General features: G+C 72.9%; 15 protein-coding genes. 8 read left to right on the top strand and 7 right to left on the bottom strand.

Annotated features, from left to right (window positions below):
• The first annotated feature begins 79 nt into the window (after positions 1-79).
• Complete coding sequence (gene fabF / locus AB0E85_RS14525) at positions 80-1351, top strand: beta-ketoacyl-ACP synthase II (protein WP_361926129.1); 1272 nt, start codon at positions 80-82, stop codon at positions 1349-1351.
• A gap of 143 nt (positions 1352-1494) precedes the next feature.
• On the opposite strand, the gene AB0E85_RS14520 is transcribed toward fabF, so the two are convergent.
• Complete coding sequence (locus tag AB0E85_RS14520; RefSeq protein ID WP_031131293.1) at positions 1495-1989, bottom strand: DUF3145 domain-containing protein; 495 nt, start codon at positions 1987-1989, stop codon at positions 1495-1497.
• Between the two features lie 259 nt (positions 1990-2248).
• Here AB0E85_RS14520 and AB0E85_RS14515 point away from each other — a divergent pair, with 259 nt between their 5' ends.
• A complete protein-coding gene (locus AB0E85_RS14515; protein WP_361926125.1) occupies positions 2249-3136 on the top strand; it encodes an SGNH/GDSL hydrolase family protein in 888 nt (295 codons plus the stop codon).
• Between the two features lie 27 nt (positions 3137-3163).
• The gene (locus AB0E85_RS14510; RefSeq protein WP_361926122.1) at positions 3164-4135 is read left to right on the top strand and encodes an aldose epimerase family protein; all 972 of its coding nucleotides are present in this window, start codon (positions 3164-3166) and stop codon (positions 4133-4135) included.
• A gap of 79 nt (positions 4136-4214) precedes the next feature.
• Here the strand turns inward: AB0E85_RS14510 and AB0E85_RS14505 are convergent, their stop codons facing one another.
• Positions 4215-6692, bottom strand: a complete 2478-nt coding sequence (locus AB0E85_RS14505; protein ID WP_361926120.1) for a glycoside hydrolase family 3 C-terminal domain-containing protein — start codon at positions 6690-6692, stop codon at positions 4215-4217.
• 64 nt (positions 6693-6756) lie between these two features.
• On the opposite strand from AB0E85_RS14505, the gene AB0E85_RS14500 reads away from it, so the two are divergent.
• Both AB0E85_RS14500 and AB0E85_RS14495 read left to right on the top strand, forming a co-directional pair.
• Positions 6757-7338 (top strand): TetR family transcriptional regulator, encoded by a 582-nt coding sequence (locus tag AB0E85_RS14500; protein WP_361926118.1) that lies wholly within the window; start codon positions 6757-6759, stop codon positions 7336-7338.
• Positions 7339-7453: 115 nt separating this feature from the next.
• Entirely contained in the window at positions 7454-8686 is a 1233-nt protein-coding gene (locus AB0E85_RS14495) for a pyroglutamyl peptidase (protein ID WP_361926115.1), read from the top strand.
• Here the strand turns inward: AB0E85_RS14495 and AB0E85_RS14490 are convergent.
• On the bottom strand, positions 8637-9464 hold the full coding sequence (locus AB0E85_RS14490; protein WP_361926113.1) for an EI24 domain-containing protein: 828 nt from the start codon (positions 9462-9464) through the stop codon (positions 8637-8639). The two genes, AB0E85_RS14495 and AB0E85_RS14490, sit on opposite strands and share 50 nt — an antisense overlap.
• A 143-nt stretch (positions 9465-9607) precedes the next feature.
• Here AB0E85_RS14490 and AB0E85_RS14485 point away from each other — a divergent pair, with 143 nt between their 5' ends.
• On the top strand, positions 9608-12190 hold the full coding sequence (locus AB0E85_RS14485) for a M14 family zinc carboxypeptidase (RefSeq protein WP_361926110.1): 2583 nt from the start codon (positions 9608-9610) through the stop codon (positions 12188-12190).
• A complete protein-coding gene (locus tag AB0E85_RS14480; protein ID WP_361926106.1) occupies positions 12187-13332 on the top strand; it encodes a serine hydrolase domain-containing protein in 1146 nt (381 codons plus the stop codon). Before AB0E85_RS14485 ends, AB0E85_RS14480 begins: the two co-directional genes overlap by 4 nt.
• Before the next feature lie 78 nt (positions 13333-13410).
• On the opposite strand, the gene AB0E85_RS14475 is transcribed toward AB0E85_RS14480, so the two are convergent.
• Positions 13411-13830: an organic hydroperoxide resistance protein gene (locus AB0E85_RS14475; RefSeq protein WP_361926104.1), complete on the bottom strand. Its 420-nt coding sequence runs from the start codon at positions 13828-13830 to the stop codon at positions 13411-13413.
• A 94-nt stretch (positions 13831-13924) separates the two neighbouring features.
• Entirely contained in the window at positions 13925-14947 is a 1023-nt protein-coding gene (locus tag AB0E85_RS14470) for an NADP-dependent oxidoreductase (RefSeq protein ID WP_361926102.1), read from the bottom strand.
• A 102-nt stretch (positions 14948-15049) separates the two neighbouring features.
• On the opposite strand from AB0E85_RS14470, the gene AB0E85_RS14465 reads away from it, so the two are divergent.
• Positions 15050-15499 carry a MarR family transcriptional regulator gene (locus tag AB0E85_RS14465; RefSeq protein ID WP_361926099.1) on the top strand — a complete coding sequence of 150 codons (450 nt, stop codon included), beginning with the start codon at positions 15050-15052 and terminating at the stop codon, positions 15497-15499.
• Between the two features lie 208 nt (positions 15500-15707).
• On the opposite strand, the gene AB0E85_RS14460 is transcribed toward AB0E85_RS14465, so the two are convergent.
• The gene (locus AB0E85_RS14460) at positions 15708-15926 is read right to left on the bottom strand and encodes a hypothetical protein (protein ID WP_361926096.1); all 219 of its coding nucleotides are present in this window, start codon (positions 15924-15926) and stop codon (positions 15708-15710) included.
• A 137-nt stretch (positions 15927-16063) separates the two neighbouring features.
• Entirely contained in the window at positions 16064-16879 is an 816-nt protein-coding gene (locus AB0E85_RS14455; protein ID WP_361926093.1) for a hypothetical protein, read from the bottom strand.
• Between the last annotated feature and the right edge of the window lie 8 nt (positions 16880-16887).

Here is a 16887-nt window from a genome sequence, read left to right as displayed (position 1 = left end):
ATCAGGCCCTTGGGCTGACTGCCCCGCCACCCGGCGGTGGCGCCGCTTAATCCTCGGATCCGTTGGAGAAAGAATTCCCGTGAGCTCGACCAATCGCACCGTGGTCGTCACCGGTATCGGCGCAACCACACCGCTGGGTGGCGACGCAACCTCTACCTGGGAGGGCTTGATCGCCGGGCGTTCCGGCGTGAAGCCCCTGGAACAGGAGTGGGCGGCCGACCAGGCCGTCAAGATCGCGGCCCCGGTCGCCGTGGAGCCGACCGAGGTCATCCCGCGGCCGCAGGCCCGCCGGCTGGACCGCTCGGCGCAGTTCGCGCTGGTCGCGGCCAAGGAGGCCTGGGCCGACGCCGGTTTCGAGGCCAAGGCCGGCGAGGACCCGAACGTCGACCCCGACCGGCTCGGCGCGGTCATCGCCTCCGGTATCGGCGGCGTGACGACCCTGCTCGACCAGTACGACGTGCTGAAGGAGAAAGGCGTCCGCCGCGTCTCCCCGCACACCGTGCCCATGCTGATGCCCAACAGCCCGTCGGCCAACGTGGGTCTGGCCGTGGGCGCCCGCGCGGGCGTGCACACGCCGGTCTCCGCCTGCGCCTCGGGCGCCGAGGCCATCGGCTACGCCATCGAGATGATCCGCACCGGCCGTGCCGACGTCGTCGTCGCGGGTGGCACGGAGGCGGCGATCCACCCGCTGCCCATCGCCGCGTTCGGCAACATGATGGCGATGTCCAAGAACAACGACGACCCGCAGGGCGCCTCGCGTCCCTACGACACCGCCCGCGACGGATTCGTCCTCGGTGAGGGCGCCGGTGTCGTGGTCCTGGAGTCGGCCGAGCACGCCGCCAAGCGCGGGGCCCGGGTGTACGCCGAGGCGGTCGGGCAGGGCATCTCCGCCGACGCGCACGACATCGTGCAGCCGGAACCGGAGGGGCGGGGCATCTCGCACGCCCTTCAGAACCTGCTGGACCGCAACGACCTGGACCCGGCGGAGATCGTGCACGTCAACGCGCACGCGACGTCCACGCCGGCCGGGGACATCGCCGAGCTGAAGGCGCTGCGGAAGGTGTTCGGCGACGACGCGGACCACTTCGCGGTGTCCGCGACGAAGTCGATGACCGGGCATCTGCTGGGTGGTGCGGGTGGCGTCGAGACGGTGGCGACCGTGCTCGCGCTGTACCACCGGGTGGCTCCGCCGACGATCAACGTGGAGAACCTGGACCCGGAGGCCGAGGCGAATGCCGACGTCGTGCGGGGTGAGGCCCGGAAGCTGCCCGTCGAGGGCCGCATCGCCGCGCTGAACGACTCGTTCGGGTTCGGTGGGCACAACGTGGTGCTGGCGTTCCGGACGGTTTGATCTCTGAGCGTCGCAATGGCCCGGACCCTGGGAAGGGTTCGGGCCATTCGCCGTTTTGCGTCGTGTCGTGTGCCGGGTGCGGGACTGTGGGGGCTGGTCGCGCAGTTCCCCGCGCCCCTGAGGGGCGCGCCCCCAAAGGGCGTTTACACCACCTGGTGCAACCAGCGGACCGGGGCGCCTTCGCCCGCGTAGCGGAAGGGTTCCAGTTCGTCGTCCCAGGGCTTGCCGAGCAGCTTGTTGAGTTCGGCCTCCAGGTCGGTCTCCCCCTGCCGGCTGCGCTGGAGGGCCGCTCTGAGCCGGTCCTCGGGGATGAGGATGTCGCCGTGGATGCCGGTGACGGCGTGGTAGATGCCCAGGTCGGGAGTGCAGCTGTAGCGCTCGCCCTCGGCGGTGGCGCAGGGTTCCGCGGTGACCTCGAAGCGCAGGAGGTGCCAGCCGCGGAGCGCCGAGGCCAGCTTGGACGCCGTGCCCGCCTGGCCCTGCCAGGAGAACTCCGAGCGCCAGGTGCCCGGGGCGGCCGGCTGACGGATCCAGTCCAGGCTGACGCGTGTGCCGAGCACCCCGGCGACGGCCCACTCGACGTGCGGGCACAGCGCGCGCGGCGCGGAGTGCACGTACAGAACTCCACGTGTCGTCACCGGAACCTCCGGGCAGAGCGGGACATGGTGCAAACGGGCGGAACGGCTGTGACCGGGCGGGTCACGTTGATGGCGAGGCTACCGTGCGGTGGCGCAAGGAGTGTGACGTACGGTCGGTCCAGGTGCCGGGAAACGCCTGCCATTCACCCAGGGGGACGCTTGTACGGGTGTGAGCCGTTGCACCTGACGGGTCGGGAACCCTCGTGCGTTGTTATGGGTTGGGGAGACAGGTACGGCGTGGCGAGGGGATGGACCAGGGATGCGGAAGCGGGGCCGTCCTACACGGGGCGTTCTGGCCGTCGGCGCGGCGGCGGTGCTGGGGGTCGCCGGGTGTGACGCCGTGGGGGGTGATTCCGCCGCCCCGTCCGAGTCCGCGAAGCCGTCTCCGAAGCCCACGTCCCTGTGGGACCGCAGCCCGGGTTCCGTCGCGGCCGTCGGTGACTCCATCACGCGCGGGTTCGACGCCTGTGACGTGCTGTCGGACTGTCCCGAGGCGTCCTGGGCGACCGGGGGCAGCCCCGAGGTCGACTCGCTCGCGGTGCGGCTGCTGGGGAGGGCCGGGGCCGCGCAGCGGAGCTGGAACTACGCCGTGAGCGGGGCCCGGATGGCCGATCTGCCCGGGCAGGTGGCCCGGGCTGTGCAGCGCAAGCCGCAGTTGGTGACGGTGATGGTCGGGGCGAACGACGCCTGCCGGTCGACGCCCGCGGCGATGACTCCGGTCTCGGCCTTCCGCGCCGACTTCGAGGACTCCCTGCGCTCGCTGCGCAAGGCCCTGCCGAAGGCGCAGGTCTTCGTGGCGAGCGTGCCGAACCTGAAGCGGCTGTGGTCCGAGGGCCGTACCAGCCCGACGGCCCAGCAGGTGTGGAAGCTGGGCATCTGCCCGTCGATGCTGGGCGCCCCGGACGCCCTGGACTCGGCGGCCACCCTCCGGCGGAACACGGTGCAGAAGCGGGTGGAGGACTACAACAAGGTCCTGAGGGACGTCTGCGCCGAGGACAAGCGGTGCCGTTACGACGGGGGCGCGGTATACGACTACCGCTTCGGTACCGCCCAGTTGAGCCGCTGGGACTACTTCCACCCCAGCGTGAACGGACAGGCCCGGTTGGCGGAGATCGCGTACCGCACCGTGACCGCGAAGAGGCCCTGACCCGGTCGCTGACTTAGAGTTCCGCACATGAACGAACTCTTCGGAACACTTTCCGACGGGACGCCGGTGCACCGCTGGACCCTGGAGCGGGCCGGCGTACGGGTGCGGGTCCTGTCGTACGGCGGGATCGTGCAGTCCGTGGAGGTGCCGGACCGGGAGGGCCGGGCCGGCGACGTGGTGCTGGGCTTCCCGGACTTCGAGGGCTACCTGGCCCATCCGGGGCCGTACTTCGGCGCCCTGGTCGGGCGGTACGCCAACCGGATCGCCGGCGGCCGGTTCACCCTGGACGGGCGGACGTACGCGCTGGAACCGAACAACGGCCCGAATTCGCTGCACGGCGGAGCCAAGGGCTTCGACCAGCGCGTGTGGGACGCGGAGCCCGTGGAGCACGGGGTGCGGCTGACGCGGATCAGCCCGCACGGCGAGGAGGGCTTCCCGGGGCGGCTGGAGGTCTCGGCGACGTACACGCTCGACGGGGGCGGTGCGCTGCGGATCGCGTACGAGGCGGTGACGGACGCGCCGACCGTGGTGAACCTGACCAACCACAGCTACTTCAACCTGGCCGGTTCCGGTGACGCGGGCGGTCATGAGCTGCGGCTGGCCGCCTCCCGGTACACGCCGGTCGACGCGGACCTCATTCCCGCCGGCGCTCCCGAGGACGTGGCCGGCACGCGCTTCGACTTCCGCGAGGCCCGCAAGACCGGCTCCGGCTACGACCACAACTTCGTGCTCGACAAGGGTGTGACGGACACCGCGGTGGAGGTCGCCGAGCTGCACGACCCGGCGTCCGGGCGGGTGCTGACGGTGGCGACCACAGAGCCGGGCCTCCAGCTGTACACCGCCGACCACCTGCGCGAGCCCTTCGCGCCCGGTGACGGCATCGCGCTGGAGACCCAGCACTTCCCCGACTCGCCGAACCGGCCGGAGTTCCCGACGACGGTGCTGCGGCCGGGCGGGGTGTTCCGCTCGGAGACGGTGTACGGGTTCGGCACCCGCTGAGGGCTCACGGCCGGCCTGGTGCCCCGGTCCGGAGGTCAGGTCCCGGACCGGGGCCGCTGGTGGGGGCGCTGGTCCCGGATCAGACGTTAATCGTCGCGGTGATCCTGCGGTCCGTGATCGAGCGTCCGACCTGGATCTCGTACGAACCCTTCACAAACGACCACGAGCCGGTCGCTTCGTCCCAGATCTCGAAGGCGCGGCGCGGCAGTTCGACCGTCGCCTCGGCGCTCGCGCCCGGCGCGGCCTCGACGCTCGCGAAGCCGGCCAGCCAGCGTGCCGGGCGGGTGGGGTCGGGGTCGGCCGGGGCGAGGTAGAGCTGGACGACCTCGCGGCCGGGGCGGTCGCCGGTGTTGCGGAGGCGGACCTTCGCGGTGACCGTCGCGGCGGCCTCGGCCACCTCGACGGAGTCGTAGGTCCAGTCGGTGTAGCCGAGGCCGTGGCCGAAGGGATAGGCGGGGCTGCGGCCGTGCTTGTCCCAGGCGCGGTAGCCGATGAAGACGCCCTCGTCGTAGGGGAGTTCGCCGTTCTCCGGGACGACCTGGGTGACCGGGGCGTCGGCGAGGCCGCCCCAGGTGGTGGGCAGGCGGCCGCCGGGCTCGTGGGTGCCGGTGAGGACGTCCGCGAGGGCCGCGCCGCCCTCCTGGCCGGGGAACCAGGACAGGAGCACGGCGGCGACGTCGTCGCGCCACGGCAGCTCCACCGGGGAGCCGGAGTTGACGACCACGACGGTGTTGGGATTGGCGGCGGCGACGGCGCGGACCAGGTCGTCCTGACGGCCGGGCAGGCGCAGGTCGGTGCGGTCGAAGCCCTCGGACTCCACGCGGTCGGTGGTGGCGACCACGACGACGGCCGTGTCGGCGGCCCGGGCGGCCGCGGCGGCCTCGGCGATCCGCTCGTCGGCGTCGCGCTGCGGGTCCTGGTGGGCGAGGGTGAAGCCGATGACCCGCATGGGGTGGTCGTCGAGCGGCGGGACCGTGTAGGTGAGGGAGACCTCGACCGGTTCGCCCGCGGTGAGGCCGACCCGGGCGTGGGGCACGGGCGGGCCGAAGAAGGTCAGGAAGGGGTCGTCCCCGGCGGGGCGCTGGACGCCGTCGTAGTACGTGGTGCCCGCGACGGTCAGCCGGAAGGGGCCGAGGCCCTTGATGCCGAAGGTGTGTGTGCCGCTCTCGCGTGGAGTGAACGTGCCGGTCAGGTCGACGGTGTGCAGGTTCTCGTGGGTGACGCCCTCGGGGAGGTCCGCTCCCATCCACTGGAGTTGACCGCTGGGGGCCGAGCGCGTCCCGAGGACCTGGCCGGCCGTGTCGCGGCAGACGGCGCGCAGCTCGAAGCCCGTGTCCGCGATGGGGAGTTCGGTGTTCGGGTCGGCGCCGAGGGTGTAGGTGAGGGTGCCGTCGGGGAGCGCGGCGGTGAGGCCGTCGAGCGGGGAGACGACCCGGGCGGGGAAGACGGTGGCGGAGCCCCCGCCGAGGACGCGGGCGTCGCGCGCGGCGGCGCCGATCAGCGCGACCCGGCCGGGCCGCAGCGGCAGCGCTCCGCTCTCGTTGCGGACCAGGACGAAGGAGCGGCGGGCGATCTCGCGGGCGAGCGCCTCGCCGTCGACGGTGGCGGGCGGGTCGGTGACGACCGGTTCGGCCCCGTCGAGGACGCCGACCCGGGCGGCGAGGCGCAGCACGCGGCGGACGGCCTCGTCGACCAGGGCCTCGTCGGCCTCGCCGTCGCGCACGGCCCGGGCGAGGGCCTCGCCGAAGACGGTGCCGGGGCCGGGCATGGCGATGTCGAGGCCGCCGGCGAGGGCGCCGGTGGTGGAGCGGGCGGCGGTCCAGTCGGAGACGTTGGCGCCGTCGAAGCCCCATGCGCCGCGCAGGACTTCGTTGACCAGGTGGTGGTGCTCGGTCATGGTCGGGCCGTTGACGGAGTTGTAGGCGGTCATGATGCCCCAGGGGTGGGCGTTGACGACGATCGCCTCGAAGGGGGCCAGGTACAGCTCGCGCAGGGCGCGTTCGCCGACGAGGTTGTTCACCGTGAGACGGTCGGTCTCGGCGTCGTTGGCGACGAAGTGCTTGACGGTGGTGCCGACGCCGCCGGACTGGACCCCGCGGACGTACTCGGTGCCGATCCGGCCGGTGAGGTACGGGTCCTCGCTGTAGGCCTCGAAGTGCCGGCCGCCGAGCGGGGAGCGGTGCAGGTTGACCGTGGGGGCGAGCAGGACGTGGACGCCTTTGCGGCGGGCCTCCTGGGCCAGCAGTACGCCGGCCCGGTGTGCGAGTCCGGGGTCCCAGGTGGCGGCGAGAGCGGTCGGCGAGGGCAGGGCGACGGACGGGTCGTCGGCGCTCCAGTGCACTCCGCGGACGCCGATCGGGCCGTCGGACATGACCAGTGAGGCCAGTTCGGCCTCCGGCAGCGCGGGCAGGCTCCACATGTCCTGACCGGCCAGCAGCCTCGTCTTGGCGTCCAGGTCGAGCTTGCCGAGAGCGGCCTCGACCGCCGCCTCGCGCCGCACCTCTGCTGTCTCCGCCACGTCGGCACCTCCACGTCGAAAGCCGCTGGATGTCACCATCGTGCACGGGTTGCCTGTAAGGCGGTAGGTTTCGTTATCTTCTCGTAATAATCGACGGTTCGACATGTCGTACGGTGACGCCATGACGGCCAGGACCAGGAGTGAGGAACGGCGCGCAGAGATCGTTCGGGCCGCTCTGGAGGTGATCGCCGAGCGCGGTTACCGGGGGGCGAGCCTGGCCGCGGTCGCCGAACGGGTCGGCCTGACCCAGCAGGGGCTGCTGCACCACTTCCCCACGAAGGAGGCGCTGCTGGTCGCGGTGCTCCAGGAGCGGGACCGCTGGGACGCGCTGCCCGCCGGCCGGCTGCGCCTGGACCTGCTGGCTTCGCTGGTCGAGTACAACGCCATGCGGCCCGCCATCGTCCAGACCTTCTCGGCGCTGCTCGGCGAGAGCGTGACGGAGGAGCACCCGGCCCGGGCGTACTTCACGGAGCGCTACGCCGGGGTGCGGGCCGGCATGGCCGGGGTGCTGCGCGCCGAGTACGGCGACCGGCTGCCGAGCGGCCTCACCCCCGAGCGGGCCGCACCGCTCCTCGTGGCGGTCCTGGACGGGCTCCAGTACCAGTGGCTGCTGGACCCGGAGTCGGTCGACATGCCGTCGGCGTTCCGGGACTTCCTGACACTCCTGGGCGAGAGCGACGGCTGAACCGGCGCGCTGGTACAGCGCCACGCCCTCCACCATGGCGTGGACCACACCCGGCACGCGATACTGCGGTCCGTCCGGCACCGACCCCCCACCGCGACGGAAGGCCCCAACACCCTTGAACTCCATACGCGTTCGCCTCGGCGTCCTCGGCCTCGCCCTGCTGACCGGTTTCACCACCCCGACGGCCGCGAGTGCCGCCCCGGCCACCCCCTCCCCCACCGTCGAGGAGCAGCGGCTCGGCAGAGCCGCCCCGCAGGAGATCCTGCGCCGATCCGGATTCGACACCGTGGCTCCGCGGCTGGCCCGGGCGCTGGAGACGGCCCGCACCTACGGGGAGGCCCGCCGGGCGGTCACGCGCGAGGGCGCGCGGCTGTGGCAGCGGGCCGTCGACCGGGCGCAGGGGCGCGGACCGGCCGGTGGAGACCTCAGCCGGGACGACGACCGGCCGTTGTACTGGGCGCGGCTCGGCATGACGCGTGAAGTGCGCACCTGGGAGCCGGGGTTCGGTCTGACGGAGGGGCAGCGGGCCGCGCTGCTGGACGAGCTGGAGCGCTCCTCGCGCGGCCAGGACGCCATCCGGTATCCGCACGGCAAGGGCGTGAAGCGGATCCTGCTCACCGGTTTCGACCCGTTCACGCTGGACCGGGACATCCGTATCTCCAACCCGTCCGGCGCCACCGCGCTGGCCCTCGACGGCACGGTGATCGCGACGGCGGACGGCCCGGCCCGGATCGAGACGGCCGTCTTCCCGGTGCGCTGGCAGGACTTCACCGAGGGCACGGTGGAGCGGACGCTGCGGCCCCACCTGCCGAAGGCCGACCTCTTCACGACGGTCAGCCAGGGGCGGGTCGGGCGCTTCGACATCGAGCGCACCAACGGGGCCTGGCGGGGCGGCTTCGGGGACAACGACAACATCGGCCGCACCGGGACCGTGCCGGTGAGCGACCCGGCCACGCAGCCGCAGTGGACGACGACCACGCTGCCGTACGCGGCGATCACCGCCGCGCAGACCGGCCGTTTCCCGGTGTACGACAACACGAGTGTCACGGAGATCCCGGCCGGCGCCACCGAGCCCGTCGTACGCCCCGAGGGGCCCACCCCCGGCTCGGCCGCCCGCGCGGGCGGCGGCGGGGACTACCTCTCCAACGAGATCGCCTACCGGGCGACGCTGCTCCGGGACCGGCTGGGGCTGCGCGACGCGCTGCCGGGCGGACATGTGCACACGCCGGTGCTGCAGTTCGGGGCCGGGAACACCACCGAGGTCACCGATCCGGAGTTCGTGCGGAACCGGCTGGACATCATCGCCCAGGTGAGGGCGATCCTGACGGTGGCTGCGCAAGGGGCGTAGCCGCCTGGTCGCCCTTCTCGCCGCCCTCACGGATCTCCTCGTCCAGCAGGTCACGGGCCATGAGGGTGGCGCCCGCGACCGCGCCCGGCATCAGGAACACCGCGACGAACGGCACCAGGAAGGCCGCGGCGAGGGGCGCGCCGAAGCCCCAGACGAGGGTCTTGCGGGAGCGCAGCAGGGCGAGGCGGGTGCGCAGTTCGACGCTGCGGCGCTGGAGGGCGACGGCGGTCAGTTCCTCGGTGAGGAAGAACCCGGTGACGAAGACCCCGACCACCGGGACGACCGTCTGCCCGACCACCGGGATGAAGCCGCACCCGAACAGCAGCACACCCCACAGGGCGGCCCGCAGCACGATGCGGAGGCTGTCTCGGGCGGAGATCCACAGCTCGCGCCAGAGCGGCAGCCCCGACTCGGGGGCGTGCCCGTCCGGGGACACGTCCCGGTCGACCTTCTCCGAGAGGTTCTCGTAGAAGGGCTGCCCGATCAGCAGGGTCACCGCGGTGAACGTCACGACGGCGAGGAGGAGCGCGAGGGCGAACAGCACGGCGGTCAGGAAGCCGCGGAAGAGGCCGGACCACGGGCTCGACCAGTCGTCGGCGAAGGGCGTCGCCCAGGTCACGGCGTCCTCGCCCCACAGCGCCAGCGCGACCAGCACCGCCGCGTACAGGACGAGGGTGATCAGGCCCGGGAGCAGCCCGAAGCCGTACTGCCTGCCGTGCCGGGCCACCCATCGCTGGCCCTTCAGGAGGTACCGGAAACCTGCCCCTAGATCGCGCATGGAGAAACCCTATCGGGGCAGGCCGGGGCGCTCCCCGACAGGGCCGTACGGGGCTTCGGTGACACCAAGGCGCCCTTGTTGCCGTTGAGTCGAACCGGTACACCTCGCCGTACCGATCTCAGGAAGCCCCGGAGGAGGCACGCGTGCGCACCACGAGAAGCGTTCCCGCGAGACCTGCACTGATCGCCGCCCTGGCCCTGGCCACGGCGGGCTCACTCCTGCTCGCCCCCGGCGCGGCCGGCGCCGACCCGTTACCCGTCACCCGTGAGGGCTCCGCCCTGGACGACCGCGCGGCGCGGGCTCCCGCGAGCGCGGCGCGACGCGCGTTGACCGCGGACTCCTCCACCTCCTCCCCTGCCACCACCACCCGCGGCTACCCCCGGCGCCAGACCCTCACCCCCGACGCTCGCAACCCCGGCGACAAGTCCCTGAAGCTGGGCCTCACGCCGTACCACGCGATCGCGCCGAAGCTGAACGCCCTGCAACGCCTCGGCGACCGGGTGAGCGTGGAGGTGACGGGCCGCTCGGCCGGCGGCCACCGCCTCTACCTCGTCACCGTCACCGCCCCGGAGACCGCCCGGCAGGCCCGCGCCCAGGAGCGCATGCGCGAGCTGATCGAGAACGCGCCCGCCACAGCGGCGAAGTCCCGTGAGATCACCCGCGATTACAAGACGCCGGTCTTCGTCAACAGCAACATCCACGGCAACGAGTGGGAGGGCACGGACGCCTCCCTGAAGGTCGTCGAGCAGCTCGCCACCGCGAAGGACGCGAAGACCAGGGACCTCCTCGCGCACAGCCGCCTGTACTTCAACATCACGGCCAACCCGGACGGCCGCATCGCGGGGACCCGCGCCAACGCCAACGGCTTCGATCTGAACCGCGACTTCGTCACCGCCTCCCAGCCCGAGACGCGGGCGATGCGGCAGATCGAGATCGGCAAACAGCCGGCCGTCCTGCTCGACCTGCACGGCTACGTCAACGGCACCCTCATCGAGCCGACCACTCCCCCGCACGGCGAGAACTACGAGTACGACCTCTTCCTGAAGAACAGCTACGCCAACGCCCTCGGCATGGAGTCCGCGGTCAACGCCCTCGGCTACACGCCCGCGAAGGACGGCGTGGAGGCCGCCCAGATCCCCTTCCGCGACCAGGAGGAGGGCTGGGACGACTGGCCGCCGATCTTCACCCCGCAGTACGCGGCCTTCCACGGCACGGTGGCCGCCCACACGGTGGAGATCCCGCTGGCGGTGAACAACGAGGAGTACGACGAGCTGCCCGTCCCCGAGCTGCGCCGCCGTTCGGCGGTCAACACGGCGGTGGCGGGCGCGGCGATCCACGCGACCCTGGACCATGTCCGAGAGCACCGCGGCACCCTGATCACCGACCAGATCGAGGTCTTCCGCCGTGGCGCCGCGGGCGCCGCGCAGGTGCCGGTGTCCCCGCGGACGGTCCCCGGTGTGCCCGGCATCGGCCCGGAGGACGTCTACACGACCACGTTCCCGCGCGCCTACGTCATCCCGCCCGCCGGCGCCCGCACCCAGCGCTCGGCACCCGCCGCGACCCGCCTGGTCGACCACCTGCTGGCCAACGGCGTCCGGGTCACCCGCGCCACCCGCCCCTTCCGGCTCGCCGGACGCACCCACCCCCGGGGCTCGTACGTCGTCGACATGCACCAGCCCAAGCGGGGCATGGCGAACGTGCTGCTGGCCGACGGCCGGGACATCAGCGGCAAGGTCTCGGTGATGTACGACATCTCCGGCTGGAGCCTGGGCGGTCTGTGGGGCGCCACCGTCGAGCGGGTGCCGTCGGGCAGCCTGCGGGGCGTGCCGCTGCGCGCGATCAGCGGGGCCGCTCCCGTCGCCCACGTGCCCGCGCACGGCGACCTGCGGCTGCGGCTGACCGACCCCCGCGAGGTCGCGGCCCTCAACTCCCTGCTGCGGCAGGGCGTCCCGGTCCGGCGGGCGGCGGACGGCAGCGTGATCGTCCCGGCGTCGGCCCGCCGCGAGGCCCGCTCGGCCGCCCGCGCCCATGACGTCTCCTTCACGGCCACGCGGCAGACCGGCACGGCACCGCTGCGCCGCCTTCGCGTCGCCGCCGCCGTCACGCCGGGTGAGCTGTTCGCCCTGCGGGAGATGGGCTTCGAGGTCACGCCGGTCTCGACGGCCGTCCTGAACGCGGGATTCGACTGGCGTACGTCCGGCGCGGACGTGCTGTTCGTCTCCGCCGGGCTGGACCGGGCGGCCCTGACCGCCCCCGCCCGGCAGGCCCTGGACGCCTTCCTGGCCGGGCACGGCCTGGTCGGCCGGGGCGCGACCGGAGCGGCCCTGAACGCGGCGGCGGGCCGGCTGGCCGTCGAGCCGGTGGAGGGCAACGCGGATGCGAACGGCGTGGTGCGGGTGACGAACTCGGGCGCCGTCACGCGCGACGCGCCGGACCGCGGCTTCGTCTACGCGCCGCTCTGGTTCACCGACCCGGGCCCCGGCGTCCGCGTGGAGCAGTCGTACGCGACCGGGAACCCGCTGGTCTCCGGGCACTGGCGACCGCGGGGCGACGGCACCGGCGGTCCCGGCGCCGCCTCCGGGCAGGCCTCGGTCGTCAGCGGGGACCGGACGGTCCTGTTCGGTACCGAACCACTCTTCCGTGATCACCCCAAGGGGGAGTTCCCGCAGGTGGCGAGGGCATTGTTCACAGTGGCACACAGCGCTTCAGTCAAGGAGAGCGGATGACGCAGGAGATCCACGGCACCGTGGCGGACGGCTTCGAGGCGGTGCGCGAGGAGTTCGCCGCGTTCGTCGCCGGGGAACGAGCCGACTACGAGGGGCAGCTGTGCGCCTACGTCCACGGCCGGAAGGTCGTCGACCTGTGGGCGGGGACCGGAGCGGACGCCCTCTACGGTGTGTTCTCGTCCACGAAGGGCGCCGCCTACCTGGTCGTGGCCCTGCTCGTCCAGGACGGCACGCTCGAACTGGACCGCAAAGTGACGTACTACTGGCCGGAGTTCGCAGCGGAGGGCAAGGGCGCCCTGACGCTGCGGGACCTGCTGGCGCACCGGGCGGGCGTGGTCGGTACGGACACCGGCTTCACGCTCGCGGAGCTGGCCGACGACCGCCAGCTCGCGGAACGCCTCGCCGACCAGCGGCCGTTCTGGCGCCCCGGCACGGCGTTCGGCTATCACGGGCTGGTCGCCGGCGCCCTGGCCGGGGAGGTGGTGCGCCGTGCGACCGGCCGCACCCTCCAGGAGGTCTACCAGGAGCGGATCAGGATCCCGTACGGGCTGGACTTCCACCTGGGCCTGCCCGCGCCCGAGGAACCGCGCTTCCGGGGCACCCAGCCGATGGCCCCGACCCCCGAGCAGCAGGCCGTGCTCGACGCCACGCCCACGGGCCCGCACACGCTGGCCTCGATCGCGTTCAACGGCAACGCGGCGGAGCCGACCGAGCTCGCCTCGCTTCCCAACATGCCGCTGATCCGGGCGAAGGGCCCGGCGTCGGTGGGCGGGGTGGCATCCGCGCGGGGCCTCGCGGGGATGTACGCGGCGGCGATCAGCGGGGTGGGGGAACAGCCGGCGCTGCTGAAGCCGGACACGGTGGCGGAGTTCGGGCAGACCCACTCGGTGGGCTACGACCTGGTGGCCCGGGCCCACAAGTCCTTCGGGCTCGGCTTCCAGATGACGGCTGACACGTGGCACCCGTTCCTCGGCGCCGGGACGATCGGGCACAGCGGCGCGGGCGGCTCCCAGGCCTTCGCGGACCCGTGGAGCGGCCTCGCCTACGGTTACACGCGTCGCCGGTACCCCTTCCCCGGTGGGGCGGCCGCGGAGAACGGCCTGCTGGCGCGGGCGGTCCACACGGCGTCGCTCGCCCTCTGAGGGGTCCTGGGCCCGGGCACGGGCGGAGGCCGCACCCCACGTCCAAGGGTGCGGCCTCCGCGTACGCAACGAGCGTGGTCAGACCAGCGTCACGGTGATGTTGCCGCGAGTCGCCTTCGAGTACGGGCAGACCCCGTGGGCCTTCTCGATCAGTGACCGGGCGGTCCCCCGGTCCACCTTCGGGATGTCGGCCGAGATCTCGACGATGATGCCGAAGCCGTCCCCGTTCTTGCCGAGGCCGACCTTCGCGGTCACCGTCGAACCGGAGAGGTCGGCCCCCTCATCACGGGCGACGACACCGAGAGCGCCCTGGAAGCAGGCGCTGTACCCGGCGGCGAACAGCTGCTCCGGGTTGGTGCCGGCGCCGCTGCCGCCCATCTCCTTCGGCGGGTTGACGACGACGTCGAGCTTGCCGTCGTCGGTGGCGACCCGCCCGTCGCGCCCGTTCTCGGCGGTGGCGACGGCGGTGTACAGGACGTCGGACTGCTGGATCGGCATGCGGATGTGTTCCTTCGGTCGTCCGCCGCGGCTCGCGCCCGGGCCGAGCGGATTCGGAAAGAACTTACCGCATACCGAAAACCGACAGAAGGCGTCAGAGCTTGACGATCATCTTCCCGGTGTTGTCGCCGCGCAGAACGCCCAGGAACGCCTCCAGGTTGTTCTCGATGCCCTCGACGACGGTCTCCCGGTACTTCAGCTCGCCGGAGGCGACCCAGGGAGCGACCTCCTGCACGAACTGCGGCTGGAGGTCGTAGTGGTCCCCGACCAGGAAGCCCTCGATGCGGCCGCGGGTCGCGATCAGGCGGGCGAGGTTCTTCGGGCCCGGGGCGGGCTCGGTGTTGTTGTAGACGGAGATCATGCCGCAGACGGCGATCCGGCCGCCCTCGTTGAGGGAGCCGATGGCCGCCTCCAGGTGGTCACCGCCGACGTTGTCGAAGTAGACGTCGATCCCGTCCGGGGCGGCGGCGCGCAGCTGCTGGGCGACGGGCCCGTCCTTGTAGTTGAAGGCGGCGTCGAAGCCGTACTCCTGCGTGAGGAGCTTCACCTTCTCGTCCGACCCGGCGGAGCCGATGACCCGCGAGGCGCCCTTCAGTCGGGCGATCTGCCCGACCTGGCCGCCCACGGCGCCGGCGGCACCGGACACGAACACGGTGTCGCCCTCCTTGAAGGAGGCGGTGCGCAGCAGGCCCGCGTAGGCGGTGAGGCCGGTCATGCCCAGCACACCGAGGTACGTCGACAGCGGCGCGGCGTCCGGGTCCACCTTCACGGCGTTCTTCGCGCCGACGACCGCGTACTCGCGCCACCCGAAGAAGTGCAGGACGTGGTCCCCGACGGACAGGCCCTCGGCGTTCGAGGCCACGACCTCGCCGACGGCACCGCCCTGCATGACCTTGCCGAGCTCGAAGGGGGCGACGTAGGACTTCGCGTCGCTCATCCGGCCGCGCATGTACGGGTCCACAGAGAGGTACTTGTTCCGGACGAGGACCTGCCCCCCGCCCGGCTGCGGGACCTCCGCCTCGACGAAGGCGAAGTCCTCGGGCTTCGGCCAGCCGACGGGACGGCTCGCCAGGTGCCACTCGCGGCTGACGGCGGGGAGGGTGGGGGTGTCGGTCATGATGCGCCTTACCTCACTGGCTCGATGCGAATGTTTCAGTACCTGAAACAACCATGCTCCTGAAAATTTCAGGTTGTCAAATAACCGGGTACCCTCGATGGCATGGCCTCCACCACACCGACGCCCCAGGACACGACCACGCGCCCGGATCCGCTGACCCTTGAGGTCGTCGAGCTGATCGGGGAGGTCGTGGCGCGGTTCCACGAGGACTACGAGTCGGCGGCGGCGGACCACGCCCTGACCGGCGCGCAGGCGCGGCTGCTCAGCCTGCTGTGCCTCGAACCGCTGCCGATGCGCAGGCTGGCCCGGCAGCTGAAGTGCGAGCCGTCCAATGTGACGGGGATCGTGGACCGGCTGGAGGCGCGGGGACTCGTCGAGCGGCGGCCGGACCCCGCCGACCGCCGCGTGAAGGTGGCGGCGGCCACGGCCGAGGGCCGGAAGGTGGCCCGGAGCCTGCGGGAGTCGCTGCGGTTCGCCGGGGAGCCTTTGGCGGGGCTCTCCGAGGGGGAGCGGGTGGCACTGCGGGACACGCTGCGGCGGATGCTGGGCTGAGGACGGACCGCCCAGGCGAAGCCGGTGGGCAGGGCCGCGTGAGGGCGCCGCGCCCGTGCCCGTGGGGCCGGGCCGCCTGCTCGGCGACCCGCGGGACGTGGCCGGCGCCATCGGGTCGACGCCATCCGGTCGACGCCATCCGGTCGACGCCATCACGTCGACGTCGTGCTGACCCGCTCCGCGGCCGGCCTCGGCGCCTGCGGGGTTGTCATCGGGATCCGCGCGTGGATCGTGCCGCGTGCCCGACCCGCAGCGCCGTGCTCGCCGCGGACAGCAGCGCGCCCGCCAGGAAGGCGGGCCGGCTGCCGCGACGGTCCGCGAGTCGCCCGGTGAAGACCGAGGCCGTGCCGGCGACGGCCATCGCCGTGCACGACAGGCCGAAGGCCGCCCGGGGGCGACTTCCCTGCGCGACAGGTGTTCTTGTCACGTCCATCCCGGCATCGCGGCGGCGACTCCGACACGCGCGCCGGCCGGACCAGAAGGCGGAGTGGAACTCCTGGACGGGCGGACCGAGGTGACGCGCGGTCAGCGGACACGCACCGGATGCGGATGCCCGGTCAGGGCCTACGTGCACCACCAGAGGAACCGCTTGCAGGGTTCGGACGGGGACGGTTCCGGTTCGGGGGGCCGGGTGGTCGGGTCCGACGTCGGGGCCGGCTCCGGGGGCGGGGCCGCGGTGGGAGCGGATGCCGGGCGGCTGGGGGCGCCTCCCGCCGTCGCCGACTCGGGATCCTTCGACGGGTCGTCGTCCTTCGGGGACTTCGACTCCTCGTCGTCGGGGGACGGGGAGGCGGACGGCGAGTCGGACGCCTCCGGCGAGGGCGAGCCTGACGGGCCTTCAGCCCCGGCGGCCTTCCCGCCCGGACCGCTGCCCGGCTTCCCCGCCTCCACCGAGGCGTCCCCGTCCGCCGACTCGCCCCCGGCCGCGGCCGGCTTCGGCGTCGGACGGGGGGCGTCCATGCCGAGTTCGGCGAGGCTCAGGCCGCCCGCCGCCAGCACGAATCCTGCCGCCACGAACAGGGTCCGGCGCCGTCGCCGGCGGTGCGCCGCGGCCTTGCGGTCCCGCCGGCTCGCCCCGCCCGGCCCTTCGGCGACCGGGCCGCGACCCCGACCACGCCGCCGGGCGGCGCGCCCCAGGTGCTCGCCGTCGCCATCACCGTCGTCACCGTCGTCGTCGCCGCGTGTGCCGTCGTACGGGTCGTCGTCGTACGCGTCGACGTACCCGTCGGTGGAGGCATCCGGCCCGTCCGGCCCCGGCCCCGCCGGCCCCACGCCGTACTCCGGCTCGCGCGAACGGCGCAGCGTTTCGGCCGAGGTGCCGCACCCCGGGCAGGCAAGGGCGCCGTTGAGGTGCCGTCGGCACGGGTCGCAGAAGTCCATGTCGCGGG

This window comes from Streptomyces sp. NPDC029044 (assembly GCF_040637495.1).
Taxonomy (GTDB): domain Bacteria; phylum Actinomycetota; class Actinomycetes; order Streptomycetales; family Streptomycetaceae; genus Streptomyces.
The sequence above is the reverse complement of the archived record's forward strand: the minus strand, read 5'-3'. Positions and strand labels throughout refer to the sequence as shown.